Origin of the sequence: Anabaena sp. FACHB-1391, assembly GCF_014696755.1 — a bacterium.
In the GTDB taxonomy this organism is placed as follows: Bacteria; Cyanobacteriota; Cyanobacteriia; order Cyanobacteriales; family Nostocaceae; genus Dolichospermum; species Dolichospermum planctonicum.
Map to the genome: position 1 here is coordinate 76422 of NZ_JACJQS010000002.1, position 23657 is coordinate 100078.

The 23657-nt window shown below is 35.8% G+C and carries 22 protein-coding genes and 1 pseudogene; 10 read left to right on the forward strand and 13 right to left on the reverse strand.

The window, feature by feature from the left end; genetic code table 11:
• Positions 1-222: 222 nt before the first annotated feature.
• The 4 genes from serA to H6F62_RS01400 all read right to left on the reverse strand — a co-directional run bounded on the left by serA (position 223) and on the right by H6F62_RS01400 (position 5227).
• Positions 223-1803 (reverse strand): phosphoglycerate dehydrogenase, encoded by a 1581-nt coding sequence (serA, locus tag H6F62_RS01385; RefSeq protein WP_190371135.1) that lies wholly within the window; start codon positions 1801-1803, stop codon positions 223-225.
• A gap of 228 nt (positions 1804-2031) precedes the next feature.
• Positions 2032-3759, reverse strand: a complete 1728-nt coding sequence (gene menD / locus H6F62_RS01390; RefSeq protein WP_190371136.1) for a 2-succinyl-5-enolpyruvyl-6-hydroxy-3-cyclohexene-1-carboxylic-acid synthase — start codon at positions 3757-3759, stop codon at positions 2032-2034.
• A gap of 73 nt (positions 3760-3832) precedes the next feature.
• Positions 3833-4348 carry a DUF2085 domain-containing protein gene (locus H6F62_RS01395; protein ID WP_190371137.1) on the reverse strand — a complete coding sequence of 172 codons (516 nt, stop codon included), beginning with the start codon at positions 4346-4348 and terminating at the stop codon, positions 3833-3835.
• Positions 4349-4429: 81 nt separating this feature from the next.
• The gene (locus H6F62_RS01400; protein WP_190371138.1) at positions 4430-5227 is read right to left on the reverse strand and encodes a Uma2 family endonuclease; all 798 of its coding nucleotides are present in this window, start codon (positions 5225-5227) and stop codon (positions 4430-4432) included.
• 108 nt (positions 5228-5335) lie between these two features.
• Here H6F62_RS01400 and H6F62_RS01405 point away from each other — a divergent pair, with 108 nt between their 5' ends.
• Together H6F62_RS01405 and dcm are read left to right on the forward strand one after the other, a co-directional pair.
• Entirely contained in the window at positions 5336-7258 is a 1923-nt protein-coding gene (locus tag H6F62_RS01405) for a bifunctional serine/threonine-protein kinase/formylglycine-generating enzyme family protein (RefSeq protein ID WP_190371139.1), read from the forward strand.
• Positions 7259-7763: 505 nt separating this feature from the next.
• Entirely contained in the window at positions 7764-9080 is a 1317-nt protein-coding gene (dcm, locus tag H6F62_RS01410) for a DNA (cytosine-5-)-methyltransferase (protein ID WP_190371140.1), read from the forward strand.
• Positions 9081-9100: 20 nt separating this feature from the next.
• Here dcm and H6F62_RS01415 read toward each other — a convergent pair whose 3' ends face one another.
• The 3 genes from H6F62_RS01415 to H6F62_RS01425 all read right to left on the reverse strand — a co-directional run bounded on the left by H6F62_RS01415 (position 9101) and on the right by H6F62_RS01425 (position 10767).
• Entirely contained in the window at positions 9101-9778 is a 678-nt protein-coding gene (locus tag H6F62_RS01415; protein WP_190371141.1) for an NgoBV family restriction endonuclease, read from the reverse strand.
• 228 nt (positions 9779-10006) lie between these two features.
• The gene (locus H6F62_RS01420; RefSeq protein WP_190371142.1) at positions 10007-10492 is read right to left on the reverse strand and encodes a DUF3368 domain-containing protein; all 486 of its coding nucleotides are present in this window, start codon (positions 10490-10492) and stop codon (positions 10007-10009) included.
• A complete protein-coding gene (locus H6F62_RS01425; protein WP_137906698.1) occupies positions 10489-10767 on the reverse strand; it encodes a UPF0175 family protein in 279 nt (92 codons plus the stop codon). The genes H6F62_RS01420 and H6F62_RS01425 overlap by 4 nt, the downstream gene beginning before the upstream one ends.
• Before the next feature lie 304 nt (positions 10768-11071).
• Between H6F62_RS01425 and H6F62_RS01430 the strand changes: the two are divergent.
• Positions 11072-11922, forward strand: a pseudogene (locus H6F62_RS01430) (DUF4351 domain-containing protein).
• A 100-nt stretch (positions 11923-12022) separates the two neighbouring features.
• Here H6F62_RS01430 and H6F62_RS01435 read toward each other — a convergent pair.
• From H6F62_RS01435 to H6F62_RS01445, 3 genes are all read right to left on the reverse strand, one after another.
• Positions 12023-12211, reverse strand: a complete 189-nt coding sequence (locus tag H6F62_RS01435) for a type II toxin-antitoxin system HicA family toxin (protein ID WP_347238687.1) — start codon at positions 12209-12211, stop codon at positions 12023-12025.
• Positions 12212-12243: 32 nt separating this feature from the next.
• Positions 12244-12483 (reverse strand): DUF1902 domain-containing protein, encoded by a 240-nt coding sequence (locus H6F62_RS01440; protein ID WP_190371144.1) that lies wholly within the window; start codon positions 12481-12483, stop codon positions 12244-12246.
• A gap of 175 nt (positions 12484-12658) precedes the next feature.
• Positions 12659-14770 carry a TIGR00300 family protein gene (locus H6F62_RS01445; protein WP_190371145.1) on the reverse strand — a complete coding sequence of 704 codons (2112 nt, stop codon included), beginning with the start codon at positions 14768-14770 and terminating at the stop codon, positions 12659-12661.
• 324 nt (positions 14771-15094) lie between these two features.
• On the opposite strand from H6F62_RS01445, the gene H6F62_RS01450 reads away from it, so the two are divergent.
• Together H6F62_RS01450 and H6F62_RS01455 are read left to right on the forward strand one after the other, a co-directional pair.
• A complete protein-coding gene (locus H6F62_RS01450) occupies positions 15095-16549 on the forward strand; it encodes an AAA family ATPase (RefSeq protein WP_190371146.1) in 1455 nt (484 codons plus the stop codon).
• The gene (locus H6F62_RS01455; RefSeq protein WP_190371147.1) at positions 16533-17417 is read left to right on the forward strand and encodes a hypothetical protein; all 885 of its coding nucleotides are present in this window, start codon (positions 16533-16535) and stop codon (positions 17415-17417) included. The genes H6F62_RS01450 and H6F62_RS01455 overlap by 17 nt, the downstream gene beginning before the upstream one ends.
• A gap of 90 nt (positions 17418-17507) precedes the next feature.
• On the opposite strand, the gene H6F62_RS01460 is transcribed toward H6F62_RS01455, so the two are convergent.
• Both H6F62_RS01460 and glmM read right to left on the reverse strand, forming a co-directional pair.
• A complete protein-coding gene (locus H6F62_RS01460; protein WP_028084927.1) occupies positions 17508-18146 on the reverse strand; it encodes a peroxiredoxin in 639 nt (212 codons plus the stop codon).
• A 125-nt stretch (positions 18147-18271) separates the two neighbouring features.
• Entirely contained in the window at positions 18272-19720 is a 1449-nt protein-coding gene (gene glmM / locus H6F62_RS01465) for a phosphoglucosamine mutase (RefSeq protein WP_190371148.1), read from the reverse strand.
• 210 nt (positions 19721-19930) lie between these two features.
• Between glmM and H6F62_RS01470 the strand changes: the two genes are divergently transcribed.
• Both H6F62_RS01470 and H6F62_RS01475 read left to right on the forward strand, forming a co-directional pair.
• A complete protein-coding gene (locus H6F62_RS01470; protein ID WP_137906707.1) occupies positions 19931-20647 on the forward strand; it encodes a heme oxygenase (biliverdin-producing) in 717 nt (238 codons plus the stop codon).
• Positions 20648-20799: 152 nt separating this feature from the next.
• A complete protein-coding gene (locus H6F62_RS01475) occupies positions 20800-20979 on the forward strand; it encodes a hypothetical protein (RefSeq protein ID WP_190371149.1) in 180 nt (59 codons plus the stop codon).
• Positions 20980-20983: 4 nt separating this feature from the next.
• Here the strand turns inward: H6F62_RS01475 and H6F62_RS01480 are convergent, their stop codons facing one another.
• Complete coding sequence (locus tag H6F62_RS01480) at positions 20984-21322, reverse strand: XisI protein (protein WP_190371150.1); 339 nt, start codon at positions 21320-21322, stop codon at positions 20984-20986.
• A gap of 248 nt (positions 21323-21570) precedes the next feature.
• On the opposite strand from H6F62_RS01480, the gene H6F62_RS01485 reads away from it, so the two are divergent.
• From H6F62_RS01485 to H6F62_RS20795, 3 genes are all read left to right on the forward strand, one after another.
• Positions 21571-21807 carry a type II toxin-antitoxin system HicA family toxin gene (locus H6F62_RS01485; protein ID WP_190371151.1) on the forward strand — a complete coding sequence of 79 codons (237 nt, stop codon included), beginning with the start codon at positions 21571-21573 and terminating at the stop codon, positions 21805-21807.
• 1 nt (position 21808) lies between these two features.
• Positions 21809-22210, forward strand: a complete 402-nt coding sequence (locus H6F62_RS01490; protein WP_190371152.1) for a type II toxin-antitoxin system HicB family antitoxin — start codon at positions 21809-21811, stop codon at positions 22208-22210.
• Between the two features lie 171 nt (positions 22211-22381).
• Positions 22382-23482 (forward strand): pentapeptide repeat-containing protein, encoded by a 1101-nt coding sequence (locus tag H6F62_RS20795; RefSeq protein WP_242025888.1) that lies wholly within the window; start codon positions 22382-22384, stop codon positions 23480-23482.
• Positions 23483-23657 lie beyond the last annotated feature (175 nt).

Below are 23657 nucleotides of genomic sequence, written 5' to 3' on the forward strand. Positions count from 1 at the left end.
AACCATCAGAATATAGCATTTTCTAGTCCACTGAAGTAGATTCATAGCTGCGTTTATCTGCGGTTAAATTGCTCATTTTATTTTTGAACATGAAAAGTTTTAAATTCCCGACTTCTGGAAAGAAGTCGGGATCTTATTGTTCGATAATTAAAATGATATTTCTAATTATCAAATTACTTAATCATCCTCATCTCATAAATCAAAAAAAATCACAGTCTAGAATTAAAGTGTCACTGTATAAGCGTCCCTAATGCCCGATACTTTCTTAATTTCTTCTAAAATGCCTTCAGGTAGAGGATCATCAATGCTCAAAGCCATCACAGCATCACCACGAACGATTTTTCTACCGACTTGCATACTAGCAATATTGACATTAAAACTGCCCAGGAGAGAACCGAGTTTACCAATGATACCTGGTACATCACGGTGGAGAGTAAACAACATATATTTACTGGGGGGGACATTAATAGGAAATCCGTCAATGTCAGTTAAGTGAATTTCCTTATCACCCAATAAAGCACCAGTTACAGAATGTGTACCTAAAGTACCTGTAGTTTGTAAGTGCAATGAACCTGCATAGTCACGGGCTGAAGCATCTCTAGTTTCAATTACGCGAATACCTCTTTCTTTTGCTTCTATGTTAGCGTTAACATAATTTACCCGTTCGCGGAGGGCTTGGTAAAGTAGTCCTTTGAGGGCGGCTATAATCAGGGGCTGACTTTTATTAGTTGCCAAGTCTCCTTGTAGGGTAACATTAAGTGTCTCTACTCTGCCACCTGTGAGTTGACCAACTAAATTTCCCAAAGTTTCCGCTAATTCCATATAGGGTTTAAACTCTTCGAGGACATCAGGACCGAGTCCGGGAATATTCACAGCGGAACGGGCTGGTAGTCCTAATAACACATCCCGAATTTGTTCAGCCACGTCTATAGCCACGTTTACCTGGGCTTCAGCCGTAGAAGCACCGAGGTGAGGAGTAAGAATGACATTTTTACCCAAACCTAGCAAATCAGATTCACCCAAGGGTTCAGAATCAAACACATCTAAAGCAGCCCCAGCAATTGTACCCTCTTTAATAGCCACAGCTAAAGCTGCTTCGTCTATAATACCACCACGGGCGCAATTAATAATTCTGGTGGTGGGTTTCATTAAAGCCAAAGTTTTGGCGTTGATTAAATTAGCGGTTTCTGAGGTTTTAGGAATGTGCAAGGTGATATAATCAGCTTGCTGGAAGAGCAAATTTAACTCCACCAGTTGACAACCAAGTTGTTCGGCTCTTTCTGTAGAGATAAATGGATCATAGGCTAAAAGTTTCATTCCCATGGCTTTAGCTACGGAAGCAACATGAGAACCTATTTTACCTAAGCCGACAACACCGAGAGTTTTTTTGTATACTTCTGAACCAACATAACTTTTGCGGTCCCATTCACCACGTTTCACTGAAGCATTAGCATCGGGAATATGACGAGATAGGGATAACATCATAGCTAGAGCGTGTTCTGCGGCCGCAATGGTATTACCCTCTGGAGAATTGACAACGACAATACCTTTGCGAGTAGCTGCGGGGACATCAACATTATCCACTCCCACGCCAGCGCGGCCAATAATTTTTAATTTGACTCCAGCCTCTATAATATCTTGAGTGACGCGAGTTCCAGAACGAATCATCAGCGCATCATACTCACCAATGATAGCTTTCAGTTCATCGGGTTTCAACGTAGTTTTGATATCAACTGTAGCCACTTGAGAAAGAATATCAATCCCAACTTGATCAATTGGATCAGAGACAAGAACCTTAGACATAATAACTCGATTTTAGTTAACAGATTGTGCTGTACAAGACTTTTTAGTTTATACCAATTTCATGTAAAGCTGCACAGAATCATCAAATCCATTCCATTATCCCTCCTTATCTGCGTTTATCTGCGGTTAATTATTTTCAAAATCTCATTTATTTAAATACTAGTATATATAAATACAAATAAAGTGCGTTATATCTAATATTGTATGTAGCTTGGATACTCGGATTTTCTAAGAAGTTGGGTATCCGATTTTAGCAAACATTTGTAAATTTTCCTTTCTCCAGATCACATCTATTTTTCTATTTGTTTTGACTTCTAAAACCCTAATTCCTGTTTTTGGTAATTGCTTTAAATGATCTGCTAATTCTTCCCAAGCAGTAATTAACTGATATTGTACATTATAGGTAGCGCATAATTGGCAAAAATCAATATTTTGGGGAGTAGCAAAAAACTCTTCAAAGGGTGGATTAAATTTAGCAATGGGTAGCATTTCAAAAATTCCCCCACCATTATTATTAATTAAGATAATCGTCAAATGTCCGATAAATTTATCGCTAATTAAAAACCCATTTGTATCATGCAATAAAGATAAATCTCCGGTTAATAAAACACTACTTTGTTGTTGATGTGCGATTCCTAAAGCCGTGGAAAGTGTACCATCAATACCATTTGCACCGCGATTAAAATAAGGTTTAATTCTTAAATTATTCGGTTTCCAGAAAAATTCTACATCTCGCACTGGCATACTATTAGCAATAAATAAAGGTGTTTCTGGTGGCAGAATTTGGGAAATTAACCACGCTACTTTACTTTCGATTAATTCGTCTAGATTTTGCAAATAATCATCAATATTTTTTCTAACTTGTTTCTCTATCTTACACCATTTTTGTAAATATTCATTTTCTGCTAATTTCTCAATTTCTAATTCGCTGCTAATTTCTGTGACGGATATTCTTAAATGTCTGGTTTTTCCATGTAAAGAATCTAGATTTTGATCACAATTATCAATGATCAAACGTTCAGATTTAGTATTAATTAACCAATTTCTTAATTCTTTACTTGTAGGCATTTCTCCAATTTGAATTACCATTTCTGGTGTTAATTCTTTGGCAAGTTTTTCATTTCTGAGGATGATATCATAGGTAGAAATTAAATAGGGATTTAAGTCTGCATAATTTCTCACTGGAGAAAGTCCTTCAGCTAAAACAGGCCATTGGAGAGATTGACTTAATCGCGCGATCGCTCTACAATATTCTTCAGATAGCTGTGTTTGAGCTACACCAGCGATAATAATTCCTTTTTGACACTTGATTACTGGTAATTGATAATTAGTAATTGCTACTGGGCTGGAAGCCACTGCTGAAAAGAAATCTGACACATCTAAAGTAACGTTAGTACCATCAGAAATGGGAGCGAGCGGGTCACGGAAAGGTATATTTAGATGTACCGGACCAAAATTAGGAAATTGACAACGTTCCCAAGCGTAAATAACCGTTTGTCTGAGATAAGCTAACATTTCTAAATTTGGGGAGGGTGTAGCTAATTCCCCTTGCCAATTGGGATAATTACCGTATAATTTTACTTGGTCAATAGTTTGTCCAGAATGACAATTTCTTAATTCTGCCGGTCTATCAGTGGTTAATATCAATAAAGGAACACGACTTTCTTTAGCTTCAATTACCGCTGGATAAAAATTTGCCCCCGCAGTTCCCGAAGTACAAACTAATACTACAGGTTTTCCTGTCGCTTTTGCTCGTCCCAACGCAAAAAAAGCCGCCGAACGTTCATCTAAAATCGGCATAGCTTGAATATGCGGTATTTGTTGAGCAAAAGCCACTGTTAAAGCTGTAGAACGAGAGCCAGGACAGATTACAGCGCATTCCAAACCCAAACGTTTAAGTGTTTCCGTTAATACATAAGACCAAATTTGATTAAGATTGTTAAAATTAAGCTGCATTTTATTGGTGTCCAGACTAGCCGGGACTGTAATTAACCGGAGATAAACATAGATGATTTTGTACCTTATTAAACTAAGAAACCCTAGATAATAGCTGACGGAAATGCAGTATTGGCATAGTAAATAAACCCCAAGCCAAACCAGTAATCAAACCGAAAGGAGTAACAATATAATTATTAAAATCCCATAAACCGAAAATCTGGGCTGCTAATTCCAAAGGATAGGCCATCATAAACACCGTAGCACAAGCAGCGCCATTTCTACCATACTGACTTAACCAAAAAACACCTTTGCCATGAGTTAAACTATACAAAATCCGAGTTATTAATAAACCTGTCACTGTGCCATAACAGCGCATACAAACCGCCATAATAAAAGGTGGCGCTAACTCCAAACCCATAGTAGGCTGGGGACAGACATGATCACCCATAAAGTAAATAATATCCGCAATACCCGGAAGCAAAAACACACCAGACCCAGCGAGAAAGGGAGCAAGAGCAGGACCAAAAACCATACCAGCTAACAGGAAATCAGCAAAAAAACTCACCCAATTAACTTGTAACCCTCTTAATAAAACTACCCTTTCCATATTCTCTCCGTGTCCTGTGCGCCTCTGTGGTTCGTTTTCTGCAATTAGTTAGTATTCTAGAGTAGAAAATACCCAAAATCATTATAAATCATCATTTGGATCTATCCCCATTGCCCGTAAACGTTCGGCTAATTGTGCAGCTTTTCGTTCTGCTTGTTCAGCCCTTTGTTGTTGCTGTTCAGCCCTGAATTTTTGTAATTGGGCTTCTTCTTGACCTACCAATAACAAATTACCATCTAAATCCCACCAGCGCAGCCAAAGTTGTTCAGGATTATTTAAGTAACTTCCTTGCCATAGTCCCAATTCTACAGCTAATGGCGCAATAGGATAATGTCCACGTTCGTTAGGCTGGATTTTTTGGTAAGCAAAATCCACCAAATGATAAACCTCTAATTTGCCATGATTAACTTCATAGATGGCATAATAGGGAACACGGATAATACGTTCATATACCCACAATTTACCAGGTTTTTCACCTTCCTGTAAACCCGCTAGAGGGGTTGAATCTCTTTCCTCGTCACCATTACCACTGGCTAATTCTATAACAATTAATGGAGGAATATATTCCCGCCATAATACATAGGAACGACGAATTTTACCATCTAATCTTGGTGCTACATCAGGGACATAAAACCAATCTGGTGCTATGCTACCTTTTTCTGGTGGTTCAGTTTCGCGCCAGTAAATACCACAATCTTGACCTATACAAAATTGTCCATCAGGATGTAATTTTTGTAAACTTTGAATTATGGAATCTGTGATGATAATACTTTGGGGATGTTCTTGAAAATTCTTCACGAATGTACCATCAGACTCTGGGAGTTGAGTATGATCAGGAAACTGCGGTGGTATAGCAATATCAGCCAGGGTTTCACTCATCCTATTTAAAAGATTGCAGTTGTTAATTTAGTATTATATCAGAGAATAGGGAGCGCGTAATTACTGGATATTGTATTATAAAGTTTATACGGTCATCTGCCACAGATTATGATTTGCTGCTTAAACCCGGATTGTTCCCAGCCTATCAACCCTGATCATCACAAGTTCTGTCAATCTTGCAGAACCCCATTAATACCATTATTAATCAATCGCTTTCAAGTATTGCGGGTGCTTTCTAATGAAGGTGGTTTTGGGAGAACCTATTTAGCGGAAGATAGCCAAAAGTTAAATGAACCCTGTGTAATCAAGCAACTTGCACCTAAACAGTCAGGAACTTACGCTTTAAAAAAAGCCACAGAGTTATTTATTGAAGAAGCTAAACGCTTACAAGATTTAGGAGAACACCCGCAAATACCAACACTGTTTGCTTATTTTGAAGATAATGGTTTTCTCTATTTGGTACAGCAGTTTATTAAAGGGGATAATTTATTAGATGAATTAGAACAAAAGGGGAAATATCACGAAATTCAAATTAGAGAATTATTACTAGATTTATTACCATCTTTAAAGTTTATTCATGAACGCCAGGTTATTCATCGAGATATTAAACCACAGAATATCATGCGCCGAGCCAGTGATGGTAAATTGGTATTAATTGATTTTGGGGCATCAAAACAATTAACTATCACAGTTCACACCCAAATAGGAACACAAATTGGTTCTTATGGATATAGTCCACTGGAACAAATACAAGGTGGTGAAGCTTATCCAGCCAGTGATTTATTCGCTTTAGGTGCAACTTGTTTTCATTTATTAACAGGGGTTAATCCTTTTAATTTATGGACAATCAATGGTTTTAGTTGGGTGAATAATTGGCGAGAAAATTCACCTGTTTCTGTTAGTCAGGATTTGGGGAAAGTTTTAGATAAGTTGTTGAAAATTGAGATTCAAGAACGGTATCAATCTGCGGATCAAGTCATCAAAGATATACAAATTTCTCAAAATCAAATTTCGGGAAATTCTCCAACTACAATCAATCGTCGCGGTTTTATCTATGGAGGATTATTTTTAGGTGGTGTAACTGTTGCATTTATAGGACAAAGTTTATTTTCTGGGAAGCAAAATCAAACTTTAATTCCCGAAAATACAATCACTCCTGAAAATACAACAACTCCTGAAAATACAACAACTCCTGAAAATACACCAACACCTGAAAATAACCTGAAAACCTTTAGTTTTGAAGTGGTCAGCACTAACGCAACCGGAAACATCATTAACCGACGGAATGAAAGTGCAAAATATTTCACAGAAGATTTGGGAAATGGTGTGACATTGGAAATGGTGGAAATCCCAGGGGGAACATTTATCATGGGTTCACCGGAAAACGAAGCGGGAAGGTTTTCAAACGAAGGTCCCCATCAAGTTACTGTTCCTGCTTTCTTCATGGCAAAATATGAATTGACACAGGCACAATATCAAGCTATCATGGGTAGTAACCCTTCTCTATTCCAAGGCAATAATCGCCCAGTGGAAAGAGTCAGTTGGAATGATGCAGTTACTTTTTGTCAAAGGTTAAGCCAGAAGACACAGAAATACTACAGATTACCCAGTGAAGCTGAATGGGAGTATGCTTGTAGAGCCGGAACTACCACACCGTTTTATTTTGGTGAAAGTATTACCCCAGAATTGGTAAACTATGATGGTAATTCCACCTATGCTTCTGCACCAAAAGGACAGAATCGTCAACAAACTACAGATGTAGGTTCTTTTCCCCCTAATGGTTTTGGTTTGTATGATATGCACGGTAATGTGTGGGAATGGTGTTTGGATGACTATATAAATAATTATAATACCGCGCCTAAAGGTGGTAGTGCTTTGACAGGGACAAGTAGTGAAAAGCTACTGCGTGGCGGTTCTTGGTACAGCTATCCCTCTAATTGTCGTTCGGCTAATCGTGGCTATAATGGTCCGGGCTTCGTCAGCATATACGACAACGGTTTTCGTGTTGTGTATGGTGATGCGTTGACTTAGTAGCCGTTTACACTCTTGCTCTTTTCCCTTTTTCGATCGCATCACAGCGATCAATTTTTTTTTAAAGTTAGAGTAGGGTATATTGTACGATAATAACAGAGTTTTTCGGTCATGTCAAGTTTTATTTTGTCAGAATCAGGTGGTTATCGAGCGAAGTCGAGATAATATCCAGGATTTGAGGATTTTCAGGATATTGTTGACAAATTTCTGGTTTTCCTTTTTTAAAAAATTGCAGTTGTTAATTTAGTATAACTTAAGTAGTTTAGACTGTTGCAAAGCGATCGCTCAATTTTGTCATTATTGCGTGGTTAATATTCATATATACCATTTTTACCCCTGCTGATATATTTATACAATAATGTATTCATGTATATATAAATAATTCAAAAAACATTTAATTTAAGTTATTGATGTTTTGTAAAACTCATGAGTAATTACTAATAATGACCATTCAAACAATAGATTTTATGGTAAAATGTGAATTGTTGATTGCAATAAAATTTTTATGTCACTTATTAAATTTGTTGATTTATTTGCAGGAATTGGGGCAATAAGATTAGGTTTAGAACAAGCTTGTCAATCTTTAGGATTTAAAAGTGAATGTGTTTTAACATCCGAAATAAAAACTTCAGCAATTCAAGTTTATCAAGAGAATTTTCAACAAGATAAAATATGGGGTGATATTACTACAATTTCAACTCAACAAATACCTGATTTTGATATTTTATTAGCTGGGTTTCCCTGTCAACCTTTTAGTAGTGCAGGAACAAGACAAGGATTTTTAGATACTAGAGGAACGCTGTTTTTTGAAATCGAACGAATTTTAAAAGATAAATCACCGTTTGGTTTTTTATTGGAAAATGTGGAGGGTTTAGTACAACATGATGATGGGAGAACATTAACAACTATTGTTAATAAATTAGAACAATTAGGTTATCAGGTAAAATATGATGTTTTAAATGCTAAAGATTTTGGTGTTCCTCAAGATAGAAAAAGAGTTTATATAGCAGGAACTAAAACAAATGCTATTTCTCTAAATTTCTCTAAAAATGCTAAACCCAGATTATTAGATATTTTAGAAACAGGTTGTCCGACTTTACAAACTAATTTTGCCAAAAAATTATTACAACAATATTCTATTGAAGAACTTTATGGAAAATCAATTAAAGATAAAAGAGGAGGAGAAGATAATATTCATAGCTGGGATTTAGAATTAAAAGGAAATGTGAGTTTAGTACAAAGGGAATTATTGAATTTATTGCTAAAACAAAGAAGAAGAAAAATATGGTCTGCAAAAAAAGGTATTCACTGGATGGATGGAATACCATTAACGGTAGATGAAATTGCTACTTTTTATCCCCATCCTAAATTAGCAGAAATGTTAGATGATTTAGCAAATAAAGGTTACTTAAAATATGAACATCCTAAAGATATTCAGGAAGTAATAAATAAAGATGGTAACAAAGTGAAAAAAAGAGAATATAGATTTGATTTACCCAAAGGATATAATATTGTAGTTGGTAAACTTAGTTTTCCGATCAATAAAGTTCTCGCTCCTGATGACATTGCACCCACTTTAGTAGCTACGGATATGCAGAAATTAGCAGTAGTTGATGGGGATGGTTTAAGATGTTTAACAATTAGAGAAGGATTAAGATTGTTTGGTTTTCCTGAAAATTATCACATTAATTTACCTATTAATAAAGCATTTGATTTATTGGGAAATACCGTAGTAGTTCCTATTGTGAGAGAAATTACAGAAAGAATAGTTATACAAAAAATGTTATCAGTTCCTAATCAAGTTTATGTATTAAGTAAATAATACTAATAAGACTTAAAAAATCATAATTCTCCTTGAGTATGATCCCAATAATTAGTTTTCACTCTTTCTAACCAGTTATCGCTATCTTTGCTTGTTATATAATACTGCATAAGAGTATCATATAAAGCTGTAACAAAATTATATCTTGAGGGAAATGGTTTATATTTAGTTTTTTCAGAGTACCACGAAATAGGTCTAATATTATATATGACATTTCTTTTCGCTTGACATCTAACAGGATATCTGTCAGATTTCCCTGTAATTTCCCAAATCTTTTTCAACCACACTTTTTTAACTTTAAATTTGTAATCTTGTATATCATAAGAAAATATTAAATAGTCAGCATCTAATCTATATGCTTGCTTGGTTAGTGAATCACAGTATGCTTCAAAATTTGCTACATCAAAATTAGCTGAAGAATAAAAAGACTTAATTTCTAATAAACCAGTAATATTTGAATTTTCATCAACCAAAAAATCAGGGAACTCTTGAGTATTTTGTTTCGTCCTGAAATTAATATTTTTTTGTCTCATCCATTCAGTAAACCATTCTTGAAATAAATCTCCAACAGCACTTTTTTCATTGATTTTCACAGATATGTTCAGAAAGTCAAACAGAATTTCTCCTTCTTGTTTTGTAATTTCATCCTGAATTAATAAATTGTAAATTTGAGTAGCAATAGGATGATATTGAATCATAAGTTTTTTTTTGATCCTGTTTATGGATATTTAGTTTAATGATATCAGACTTTTTAGGGTGATGTAAAGGTTTATTTTGTCAGAATCAGGATTTACAGGATTTGAGGATTTTCAGGATATTGTTGACAAATTTCTGGTTTTCCTTTGCGTCTTTGCGTCTACCCTGCGGGATCTCTAAGAGAGATTGAGCGAAACTGAATATTAAATGTTCTCAGAATCTGACAATTTTTAAACTTCTCCTGCTGTAATTAGAGCATAATTATATATTTTAGGACTGATCCTTGTACCTTTTATTATTAAATCATCCAAAATATTTTTGACACTATCAATTAATCCTTGTTCTTTGGCTAAAATAATTACTCCAACTAAACCAACAATTGGTAAACCTCTACCAATAGCAACTTTTCTACCAGCTTTTTCATCAATTAAAAGTTGATCAGCTTTTAATTCTTCTGCCAAAATAATCGCAGCACATTCTCCTAAATCTAAATCTGTTTCTAATTGCAAATTTTTAATCAGTTCGTGATTATTTATAGAACGAACTTCCAGCCATGATACTAATTTTACAGCTAAAACAGCAGGATGATTTCCTGTGGTTAATTCTTCATAGACTTGTTGAGGAATTATCACTCTGCCAAAAACAGCCTGAAGTAAATCTAATTTACCAATTTTAGCAAGTTCACTTAATGGGGTTGTATCAGAAACAATAATCATAAATTATTTGCTTTTAACCCCATTCTCGCTTGATTGATTTCTGACTGAAATTCCTCTAAACTCATACTATCGTCAAAAAGAGATATATCATATTTAGACATTAACTCAATCATATCTAATCGAGAAATTCCTAATAATTGACTAGCTTTACCACTACTAATTTCTCCGTGTTTTAGTAGTGTCATTACATAAGCTTCTTTAGCTTTATTTTCTGCTTCTTTTCTGATAGTGTCTGTGACGCTATGGATGGGAATGGTAAACTCTACTTTAGTCATACAATCACATTTGTTTATTTTGATGATGCTTATATTATAAACCCACAGAGGTAGTTAAGTAGGTGGACGTGAAATAACCAAAATGTGTAACGATATGTAAATTTACCTCAATGCGTTATTGTAGTTGAGTTTTAGCCATTTCACAAAACGAAATATATTTTGATTTTCCTCCGCCCACCTACTTATATCTTCCAAATATTGGATTTTACCACGGAGGGAACTAAATAATTCTGCTGTTGAACTTTTTACAACAATATTTTCTGGTGAAAAAAAAGTGATTCTGACAATTTAATTTTATAATCTCATGAGTTTTGACAACGTTTGTAAACTACTAGCAGAAAAATATCCCTTTGATTTTGCTAAATGGTTACTTCCCCAAGCACCAAAAACCATCAAAGTCTTAAAAACCGAATTGAGTATAGAACCAATTCGCGCTGATTTTGTCACCTTCTTACAAACAGAAAATCGGATTTTACTGAATTTCAAACCAACCCACAATCTAAACCTCCAATTCCTTTTAGAGAGTTAGATTATTCAGTGAGATTAATCCGTACATATCAAGTTCCTGTTACTCAAGTCGTGATTTTCTTACAAGAAACAACAGACGAAATCGCTTTTACCGAAGCATACATCAATGAAACCACACATCACCGTTATCGTGTCATCAGAATGTGGGAACAAGATTCAGCTTTATTTCTCGATAATCTGGCATTATTACCATTAGCACCATTAACCCGGACAAATTCACCTCAAGGCTTATTATCCCAGATTGCCAATAATGTTGCTAAAATTGCAGATAGGGAGACTAAACAGGATATTGCAGCTTACACAGAGATTTTAGCAGGTTTGCGATTTGAGAAAGACTTTATTCGTCAATTGTTAAGTGAGGATATTATGCAAGAGTCAGTCATTTATCAGGATATTTTGCAGAAAGGAGAACAGAAAGGAGAACAGAAAGGAGAACAAAAAGAAGCAGTTAAATTTTGTCTACGTTTACTTAATCAAAGATTTGGGGAAATTGATTCTTTAATAGTTGAAAGAGTCAAAGGTTTACCTGTAGAACAGTTAGAAAATTTAGGTGCTGCATTGTTTAATATTTCTGAAGTTGCTGATTTGGTAACTTGGTTAAATCAACAAGATCATCAGAACGAATAGTGGTGTTGGGTTTTGCAACCCAACCTACTTGATAATTATAGATTTTCGGTTTGCACTGCGTGAATAAAACTTCCTCCACAATATTTTGAGTAAATGATCACTAAACATCAAGAAAAATATCAACATCAATCTGAGCCTGTTTTAAAATACTCCTTAGTGTTCCTTCCTTAATTTCTCCATGATGCGGAATGGTTGTTTTTTGATTTGTTGCTGCATTAAACCAAATTTCATGATCTCCTTTAGCTGCAAGGTAAAACTCAAATCCTAGCTTTCCTAACTTTCTAGTCACTTCTCGATAGGAAAAACCCCCTAATCTCCCCATTACACTTCCATAATTAACGGATATTCAAATTGAGAAGGTAAATCTTGTAAATGAAAATTATGATTTCTTTCTTTCTCCAATTCCAATAATACCTTAGCTACATCTTCAGCAATTTCTATGGCTTCTTGTACTGTTTTACCTTCTGCCAATAAACCTTGTAAATCATCACTTGTAGCTACAAAATATTCTTGTTCATCTTCAATAAATTTTTCAATTTTGAGTCGAATTAGCATTTGCATTTAGTTAACCTTGATAGTGAGTACAGGAATAAATGGTACTGCTTATATTATATTATATTATATTTCTCTGTGTTCTCTGTGCCTGGAGTGGTTTATTTAATTATATTTTATACAAAACACAAAGGCGGGCAAGATGCCCGCACCACAAGATTGAGAATGTTAAAAGCGGTATTTCTTAACCTACATTAGCAACATAAGGACTTGTTAATTTATCCAATTGCTGAAGTAACAGACTGAGGAATAAACCCACATCTGTTACTACCCCTACAGATTCTATTGAACCACGATCGCTCAATTTCGTCACTACGGCCGGGTTAATATCCACACAAACCATCTTCACACCTGCGGGTGTCATATTTCCTACCCCGATGGAATGTAACATGGAAGATAGCATCAAAATCATATCTGCACCTTGGATAATTTGCGAATATTCCTGTTGTGCTAATATCAAGTTCATTTGGGTATCGGGTAAAGGTCCATCATCACGAATTGAACCAGCGAGGGAGAAGGGAATATTATTTTTCACACATTCATACATCACCCCACTGCTAATTGCTCCTGCTTCTACAGCTTTAGAAATACTACCAAACCTGCGGACGGTATTAATTACCTTGAGATGATGTCTATGTCCACCGCGTACCGCTACACCGCGCTTCATATCCACACCCAGGGAAGTACCCAAGATATTTTGTTCCATATCATGAACAGCGATCGCATTTCCGCCCAAAAGACCTTGAACGTAACCTTCTCTAATTAGTCGTGACAGATGTTCACCACCACCAGTGTGAATGACCACAGGACCAGTAGTGACAACTACTTTACCACCACTATCCTTAATTTTACGTAATTCCCAAGCCACTTGTTCCACAACTAATTCTACTCGTCTTTCGCTGGAAACACCGGAGGACATGAAGCTAAATTCTTGGGCGTTGCGTTGTTCTCGTGATTCGGCTTTGCGGATAGTGCGGATACCCAAGACATCAACTACTACCTGTTCACCAATTTCTAAATCCCGCAATAGTTTACATTTTGCTACTATACCATTACTAGTTTGAGAAATAGCGATCGCTCCATCCATGCGTTGATTTTCCACTTTCAGCCATTGTCCATTTACCCGAACTTCAGTAGGATAAATCGTGCTGACATAGAAATCATCAGGGGCTACACCCGCTTGTAAAACTGGTTCTAATTTAGAATCTCGTTCATCTTGGGGTAAATCAACTGCGCCCAAATCAATCAACTGAGATATAATCTCTTCCATGACATCATGGGATGGTGCAGATACCCGAACCTCAGCAGCGGAAGTGCTTTGACGTTGTTCTCCCAAGTTGAATTTCAGAACTTGGAAACTTCCCCCCATTTCCACGATTAAATCTAAAGCGCGGTTAATTAACCCTGCATCTAGTAAATGCCCTTCCATGCGAACCACACGACTTTCTACAGATACATTAGCGTGTAGTTCTTCTCTCACAGGTTCTGTAACCCGCAAGGTCAAGCATTTAGCAGCACCACCAGCCTTGAGAAATTCCGTCAAAGGAGTTTCAATGACTTGAAAACCAACCTCTGCTAACCGTGATTTTAAACCATCACTGGCTTTGTTCATAATCACGATACTATCAACATTCACCGCATTACAAGCAAAGTTAACAGCATCAGCTTCCATAATAGCGATGCGCTTTTCTGGTGCGACGCGCATTTCAATAACGCGGTTAGAATAGGAATCAAAAGCACCGGGATAATACAGCAAATAACCATTTGCTAAAGGACAAAAACAGGTATCAAGGTGGTAAAAACGCTCATCCATTAAGCGCAGAGAAATCACCTCAATATCCAACCATTTAGCCAGGAAGGGGTGAGAATCCAATTCTGACCGAAAACCATATCCAGCCCATAACCAACGCCCTTCCCGGTCTAAAAGCGCGTCTCCAGCGCCTTCAAAGGGGAGGTCTTTGGGTAGAGTGTAAACATTAAAACCATTTTCTGCAAACCACTGTTGAAAATACGGTTCTTCTCCCTGACGTTCCTTATGTAAAAAGCGGCTGAGAACAACATTTTCACCCAGAACCAAACCCGCATTGGCACTGAATACCATATCAGGCCAGCCTTTTTCGGGAGCGACCAAATCAACAATGGCATGATCTTTAATGACATTGTATAATTTATTCCATTGTTCTACAGCGCGATCGCGTGAAGACTTATGAATATTACCTTCCATCCAAGGATTAATCACATAATCCACATCATAATGGTCGGGAGCGCACATCAAAAAACGAATTTGGGAAACCATAAAAATTTTACGAACTTCTAAAATGCTACTAATGTCTTCTGGATACAGAGTTTTGGTGTTACAAGTCTGTCAAATCTGCTACTTAATCGCTACCTTGTGTTCTTGGTAGGCTTTACAAGGATATCGTTATTATTCTATAACTGCTAGGGACAATATGAGAAAATAAAGTAAAAATGTCTTATTGGGGATGTTATAGTGTGGCTAATAACCCTTTAGGGAAAAGCATATTGAAGTTAGAGATAAAATGAAATAGCATATTCTTATATACTTTACTAGTAAACAGCATCCTTAATAGGATTTTCTATATTGGAATATAGGCGAAAAATGAAAATCAAATTCTCAAATTTAGGTTCTATTGAAGAAACAGAGTTAGACTTGCGTCCTCTGACAGTAATTATTGGACCAAATAACTCAGGTAAAACTTATATTGCTTATTCTACCTATGGTTTGTGGCAACGTACTGGTAGAACCGTATATCCCCAATATGTATTTAATAATTTAAAACTTAATCAGCAAGGAGAAGGTATTTGGTCATTGACAATAGATAATGATCTACTTGATTTATTTATAAAAGATGCGGAAGAAACAGCAAAAAATTTTCAAGGAAGTGCTTTAGAATCATTTTTTCAAGATTCAAGTCGTAAACTTTTTGCAAGAACATCATTTGCAATGATGATTGAAAGACAAGAAGTAGAAACTGCGATCAATCAATTAATTCAGCGAGGTGCTATCCCTTTGACAGATGAAACTTCCTTGAGAATTACAAGAGAAGATAATGTTTTGTTTTTTAAAATGGAAATAGAAAATGAGGAAATAAATAAAAGTATAACGTTAAAATTTAGAGAGATGCTAAACCACTTTAGCGATCATCCTGATTTAGTATTTATATTGAGTGTTAAGCAAGTGCTTTTTTCTAATGTTTTTCCTTTTCCTGCTGAAAGAAATGCGTTTATAAATATATATAAAATACTTGAGACGAAAAGATATCGAATACTGAAACAAAAAGAAAGAGAGTTATGGCTTGCAACTAATCAAGAAGGTTTTGACTTAATTAAACAGTCAAAAGATATTCGTTATCCACAACCTGTAGAAGATTTTTTAGATTTTTTATCTGATATAAACCTTGAAGATGAAGAAGAAATAGATAAAATATATTCAACAAGTAGTAAAAATGAATTTCAGAAGTTAGCAGATGTAATTGAAAACCAACTACAAAATAAAAACCAAACCATCTTAAAGTCTACTCCAATAGGTGGAAAAGAAATAAAAGTTTTAGTTAAGACGGACTTAGAAATTGATCTATATAATGCTTCTTCTTCCATTAAACAACTTGCACCATTGCTTTTATATTTAAGATTTCGTGCAAGTAAAGGTGATTTTCTGGTAATAGATGAACCAGAGATGAACTTACACCCAGAATCACAAGCCAAGCTGCTGGAATCATTATCTATCCTTGTTAATCTTGGTGTGAGAATTTTACTCACAACCCATAGTCCTTATGTTATGGCACATTTGAATAATTTAGTTAATGGTAATCATGAAAATCCTGAAATATTAAAACGTCAATCTTCATCTTTATATCTTCAAGATGAAAGAGCATTTTTACCTATAGATAAAGTTAGCGCGTATGAAATGAAAGATAATAAATTAGTTTCATTAAATGATCCAGATTATGGCATTAGATGGGATACTTTAAGTGATGTTGCTGTAGATATTCAACAAAAGTTTTTTGAAATTTATCAAGCAGGACAAGAAAAAGCAGATGAAACAGAAGAATAATTCTAATCTTCAGGATAAAAAAGATAAACTTGACTGGCAAAATTTTAACTTTTTAGAAAATCTGCTAGTGTTCTGTACAGTACCAGGAAGAATTGTTCCTAAAGAAAGTGGAGTACATTTTAGAATAACGTTAGATTCTCAAAATAAATCTCTATGTATTTTATTTGAAATAGATAGAAAAAATGATCCTCTGATCAAGAATCAAGCATTAAAGCGTCCAGATTATATGTCTCTTTATATTGATTCTAATTCTTGTATTTGTACTATTATTGAAATGAAAGGAAAGAATCACAACTCCTTAGAAAATGGAATTGAACAAATTTTACAATTGAAAGAAATTTTACAAAATGAAATATCTGATCATTTACCAACTAAATTCAAAATTAAATGTCAAGGAATTTTATTAACTCCCTACAATTCACAAATTCCATTTAAAAAAATAGCGGAGTTAGCTGCAAATGGTTTTATTATTTTACCTATTCAATATGATCATAAAGCTGAATTATATCCTTATGTTTCCAAGCTAAATAAGATAACAGATAAATATAATCATCAAGAAATTACTGAATCAATGGCTTTATTGATTGAAGAGATTTTAACAAAAAAAGCATTACCAAAACGTATAGAAGATGACTATTATTCCAGAAATTTTGTAATTAAGAGGGATAGAAAAGGGATTTATATTAATTATTTATTACCAGATGAAACAGATTATATAACTTTATTATCGAATACGAAATTTACCGAAGTTAATATAGAAGAAAATGAATATCAGCAAAAGATCAAAGATGAATTAGAATTACTTAATCTGATAAATAGATTAGCAATAAAGTTTTCAAATAGTCAAATATTAGAGTCTAATAACTAACTTATCTATTAGACAATCAAATAAGTAACGGTGGGTTACGCAGTGGCTAACCCACCCTACAATAGAAAGAATATTTGCTGTTATGAAAACTTACTTGTTAGGTTGAGGAGTCATCCGCAAATAAGGTTTAATTTCTTGATAGCCTTTGGGAAACTTTTCCTTGAGGACTTCAGGATCTTTCAAAGATGGTACAATCACTACATCTTCACCATCTTTCCAGTCTGCGGGGGTAGCAACACTGTAATTATCAGTTAATTGCAAAGAATCAATGACGCGCAAAATTTCATCAAAATTGCGTCCCGTGCTGGGAGGATAGGTAAAAGAAAGACGGAGTTTTTTATTGTTATCAATCACAAACACAGAACGGACTGTAACAGTAGCCGCTGCGTTAGGGTGAATCATATCATAAAGTTCGGAAACTTTACGATCTGGGTCTGCCAAAATTGGGTAATTCAGGGTAGTGCTTTGGGTTTCTTCAATATCTCCCACCCAACCCTTGTGAGATTCTACATCATCAACGCTCAACGCGATCGCTTTCACGTTGCGTTTGTCAAATTCTGGTTTGAGTTTCGCAACAGTTCCTAGTTCGGTGGTGCAAACTGGTGTAAAATCAGCAGGATGAGAAAATAGCACTACCCAACTATCACCAGCCCACGCGTAAAAGTCAATTTCCCCATGGGTAGAGGCTTGAGTAAAGTTAGGTACTGTATCACCAAGACGAAGAGTCATAGAAGATTCCCTGTGTTCTCAAAAGATATCTAAATTATACCGTGACAGTATAACACAAAAGACCGATTATCCTATCGGTATGTCGTGGTTTGTAACAAAATTTTAAGTTTGTTGTTTCTGAACTTTTAAGCCAGGTGTTGTTGGACTTGGGAAACTAATTCATTTGTCCAATGGTTAACAAGTTCAGCATTAGCGGCTTCTACCATGACTCTAATTACCGGTTCGGTCCCAGAGGCACGGACGAGGACTCTACCATTATCACCCATGGCGGCTTCGGCTTTTGCGATCGCTTGTTGTACGGGTTGACAATTTTCCCATCCTAGTCGCCGTTCACGATCTAATACTCGCACATTTCGTAATATTTGGGGATAGGTTTGGAAACTTTGATCTACCATTTCTGCTAAGGACTTATTCGCTTCTTTCACCACCGCTGCAATATGTAGCGCTGTTAATAAGCCATCTCCAGTCATAGCATAATGACTACAAACAATGTGACCTGATTGTTCTCCTCCTAACATTCCTCCAGTTTTCCGCATTTCCGCTTGAACGTATTGATCACCTACTGCGGTACGAATTAATTTACCCCCTATCTGTTGCCAAGCTCTTTCAAAGCCCAAATTGGCCATGACCGTGGAAATTATCAGGTTATCTGGTAGTTGTTGCTTTTGTTGTAAATGACGACCCCAAAGGTAAAGAATATAATCACCATTCACTGATCTGCCCGTATTATCCACAGCGAGAACCCGATCTGCATCGCCGTCAAAAGCAAAGCCTAAATCCGCTTGATGGGCTTTAACAGCGGCTTGGAGAATATCTAGGTGAGTAGAACCACAATTAACATTAATGCGATCGCCATTTGCTTCATTATGTAAACAAATTACCTCCGCACCCATTTCCGTAAATACCGCTGGTGCTAAACCTACCGCCGCCCCCCAAGCTAAATCTAAAACAATCTTCATCCCTTGCAGATTCGGTCCCGACTGTAAAGGTGCTTGTATAGCTTGACTATAATCCTTGATTAACTCCGCACGGTAATAATGTCTACCGCAATTATTTATACTAAAATCCAGGGATAATTTACCACGTAATCCCGCCTCAATTTCCATTTGTACGGCTTGGGGTAACTTACCACCATCTGCATTAAATATTTTAATTCCATTGTCTTCTGGTGGATTGTGGCTGGCGGAAATCATGATTCCACCAATGGCGTTAGTGGTGCTGGCCAGATAGGCTACACAAGGGGTAGGACATAATCCCAAATACCACACTTCTAACCCTGCTGCGGTTAAGCCAGCACTCAAGGCCATGGCTAACATATCACTAGAGTTACGGGAATCTTGTCCCAGAATAATCGGTCCTGGATAGGTAGCATGACTACTTAAAACCATACCCGCCCAAAAACCCACTTGTAAGGCTAAGGGCGCGTTTAGCAGTTCTCCCACCTGACCACGAATACCGTCTGTACCGAATAAAGCATTAGCTGGTAACGGTATGGAATTTAACATCCAACTATTTTCTACCTTTGTCACCAATTCGGAAATACAGCCTTGAGTCTGAACCATTGATGAAACCATAAGTTTAAGAACCCCAGATAATTACACAGGAGAATAGCATTTTTTTTGATCATTCTCGACCCTGGTGAAACAAGATGTTGTTTCCTTGCTTAATGATTTTTAATATAAATTCTCATCAAATAGTTCTAATCTAACCTTTTAATGGGATTTTTTGACCCTTATGTTCAGAAAACTCCAGAAGTTAATTTTTTTACAGTTGAGAATTTTAATATGAGCAGCAATTTAGCAAGCAAATTACGTGTAGGGACAAAGAAAGCACATACAATGGCAGAAAATGTGGGTTTTGTCAAGTGTTTTTTGAAAGGAGTTGTGGAAAAAAACTCCTACCGCAAGTTGGTTGCTAACTTTTACTTTATTTACTCAGCCATGGAAGAGGAGATGGAAAAACACAAACATCACCCGGTGTTGAGTAAAATTTACTTTCCCCAACTTAACCGCAAGCAGACCCTAGAACAGGATTTAACCTACTACTATGGCAAACTTTGGCGGGAACAAATTAAATTGTCCCCTGCGGGTGCGGCCTATGTCAACCGTATTCGGGAAATTTCTGCTACCGAACCAGAATTATTAATTGCTCATTCCTATACCCGTTATCTAGGTGATTTATCGGGGGGACAAATTCTCAAAGGTATTGCTCAAACTGCGATGAAATTGGGTGAAGGGGAAGGGACAGCCTTTTATGAATTTGCAGATATTAGCGACGAGAAAGCATTTAAAGCGGAATATCGGCAAAATTTGGATGCTATGCCCATTGATGATACCACAGGCGATCGCATTGTAGAAGAAGCAAATGCCGCCTTTGGTGTGAACATGAAGATGTTCCAAGAATTGGAAGGTAATTTAATTAAAGCCATTGGGATCATGGTTTACAACACCTTAACCCGAAAACGGACAAAAGGTAGCACTGAATTGGTAACTGCTGAGTAATGAGTTAAGAAATATTAACTTTTCTCAACTCATCTCAACTCATCTCAACTTAAAATAACTGGGGGTAATTTCCCTGTGATTGTTTTTATGTGCATGAAAGCAACCAGAGGGAGATTACCCCAATTTAGAATCATCAAATTCGAGAACAATTTGTGAATGGTGAAAAATATTCAGTTACCATCACCGAAGATGGTATTTTTTTAAAAAAAGCTGCTAAATTTGATTGGAATGAATTAAGGAAAAGAAGAGAAGCAGTAAATGATCCTCATCCTTTGACAACAGAAGAGATTTGTGAAATTGTGCGAGAAGTTCGCAGGGAAAATAACCAATAATGTATTAACTAACAGCAAAGTTTGTATATGGTCTGATTTTAGGATGATGAAAACCAAGTACAATATCCTGTGCAGGAACACCTGCTGCTATAAAATCATTAGCAATACCTTCCTCTGTATCATCATATTGAATCCAAATTTTATGATCAATCAAATCTACATGAATTGGTGTGGTATGTAGATATTGATCATCGTTCCAACCAATATCTAAAACTAGATAACGTTCATGTTCATCATCAAATAAAACTTGGGAGTTATAACCATCAGGTATAGAAGCGCGATATTCGGCGGTTTCTGTTAATATGCTTTTGATGATTTCTTGATATTTTAATTTGGTATCCATTGTACTATCTCCTCATTTTTATCATCAAATACAATATAATAGTGGGGATTTTTAGTAAAAAACAATACGTTAATTATATACCGTAATTATTTGTAGTCAATTCAAAGCTATTAATGTTCTAATAGTTACATTTATAGAGACTAGTAGAAATATTCTATATTGACATTGATACTATATATGATATCATATTTATAAGCAAAATAAACGGAGAGGTAAACAAAATATGAAAATAAAAAGGAAATTAATTTATGAGTCAGCTAGAAAAACTAATTCAGTTATTTCTCTCTCAACCTGTTGAAGTAAGATTTGAAGACGTAAGACGTATATTAACAGCATTTGGTTTTGAAGAAGTTCGATCTAAAGGAAGTCATCACACTTTCCGTCATGAGGATGGACGGATACAAATTGTACCCAAAAAAGAGGGGCAAAAAGTAAAAGGAATTTATATTAAGCAGATTGTAAAACTGCTCAGATTAGAGGAGTAGTATGTCTAAGAAAAATAAATCTGAACGTGAGTCACTGGAATTTTACTTGAATTTGAAATATCCAGTTACACTTTACCCTGATCCTGATGGGGGATATGTAGCAGAAATTAAAGACCTTCCTGGATGTATGACTCAGGGAGAAACAACAGATGAAACGTTATTTAATATTGAAGAAGCACGTAGTTTATGGATAGAAACAGCCTATGAATATGGGGATGAAATTCCCTTACCCTCAACTCAAGTTCAATACAGTGGTAAGGTTTTATTACGTATACCTCGATCATTGCATGAGAGATTAACAGAAAATGCAGAGAAAGAAGGAGTTAGTCTTAATCAATATCTTGTGTTTTTGTTAAGTGAAAGAAATGCTATTAAGTCTTTAAGCATGGTAAATGCTAAGTAGAAATGTTTTGATCTAAGTTAAAATTTTGGTTAAACTTTCACTTTCAAAAACTTGATGAATACTCATAGCGATCGCATTTTTGTGAAAACAAAGCGATCGCTATTTTGATTAAACTTAATGAAATTAGGTTAAAATCCGAATATTGGCTATTTTAGGTATAAAAACTAGATTATGGCAAATAATGAGCATTTAGCAATACTGAAGCAAGGAGTAGAGGTTTGGAATAAGTGGAGAGATGAAAATCCAGATGTAAGACCTAACCTGAGTGGGACTGACCTGAGTGGGGCTAACCTGTTTAGGGCTGACCTGTTTATGGCTAACCTGAGTGGGGCTGACCTGTTTATGGCTAACCTGAGTGGGGCTGACCTGTTTATGGCTGACCTGAGTGGGGCTGACCTGAGAGGGGCTGACCTGTTTATGCCTGAACTAGAGACTTACCTGAGAGCGGCTGACCTGTATGGGGCTAACCTGAGTGGGGCTAACCTGAGTGGGGCTAACCTGAGTGAGGCTAACCTAAGTGAGGCTAACCTGAGTGAGGCTAACCTGAGTGAGGCTGATTTAGAAAGATCCCAAGTAATTGGTACAAATTTTTACAATGCAACTTTAACAGGTGCTTGTATAAAAGATTGGCAAATTAACAGTAAAACAAACCTAGAGGAAGTAATTTGTGAATATGTATATCTTGATTCGGAATATTTAGATTTTGGTAATGTGGATAAAACAGAACGGCGACCTATCAACGGTAATTTTGCACCTGGAGAATTTGCCAGTTTATATAAAAAGATTATAGAAACTACAGATTTAATTATCAGCAAAACTCTTGAAAATGATAATACTGTTAATAAGCCAGAAAAAAATATTGATGTAGATAATACTTCTAATAACCAAGGAGTTCAATTTTATGCAAACTCAACAATTCACACTTGGGAAAACCTACGTTTCCGATCAAAAACAGAAATCAAAATTGCTGAAGCATTAGACCGAACTGGAGTTTTATTTGTCCCCAACTCCTTAGCACGACTTACCACACCCAAAGGTAGAGAAAACAAAGAAGCTGATTTTCTCATTTGTTATAACGGTAAATGGGGAGTTTTAGAAGTTGATGGACCATATCACACCGCAGAACGCAGAGTAGAAGAACAAGAAAGAGAACGGATTTTCAAGAAAAACGGTATCAAAGTTGTAGAAAGATTTGATGCCCAAAGATGTTATAACCATCCTGATGAAGTAGTGCAGGAATTTTTCAACATGATAGAAATTGGATATTATTAAAATAATCTGACCTCACCCCAACCCCTCTCCGTGTCGGAGAGGGGCTTTTAAACTAATAATTAGTAATATTAAATTAAGTATTTCAGCCAATACTTTTCAGTTTAAATAAAATTCTTTTTTAAAACAAACCACAGAGGCACAGAGAACACAGAGAAAAGGGCTTAATAAACTCTTT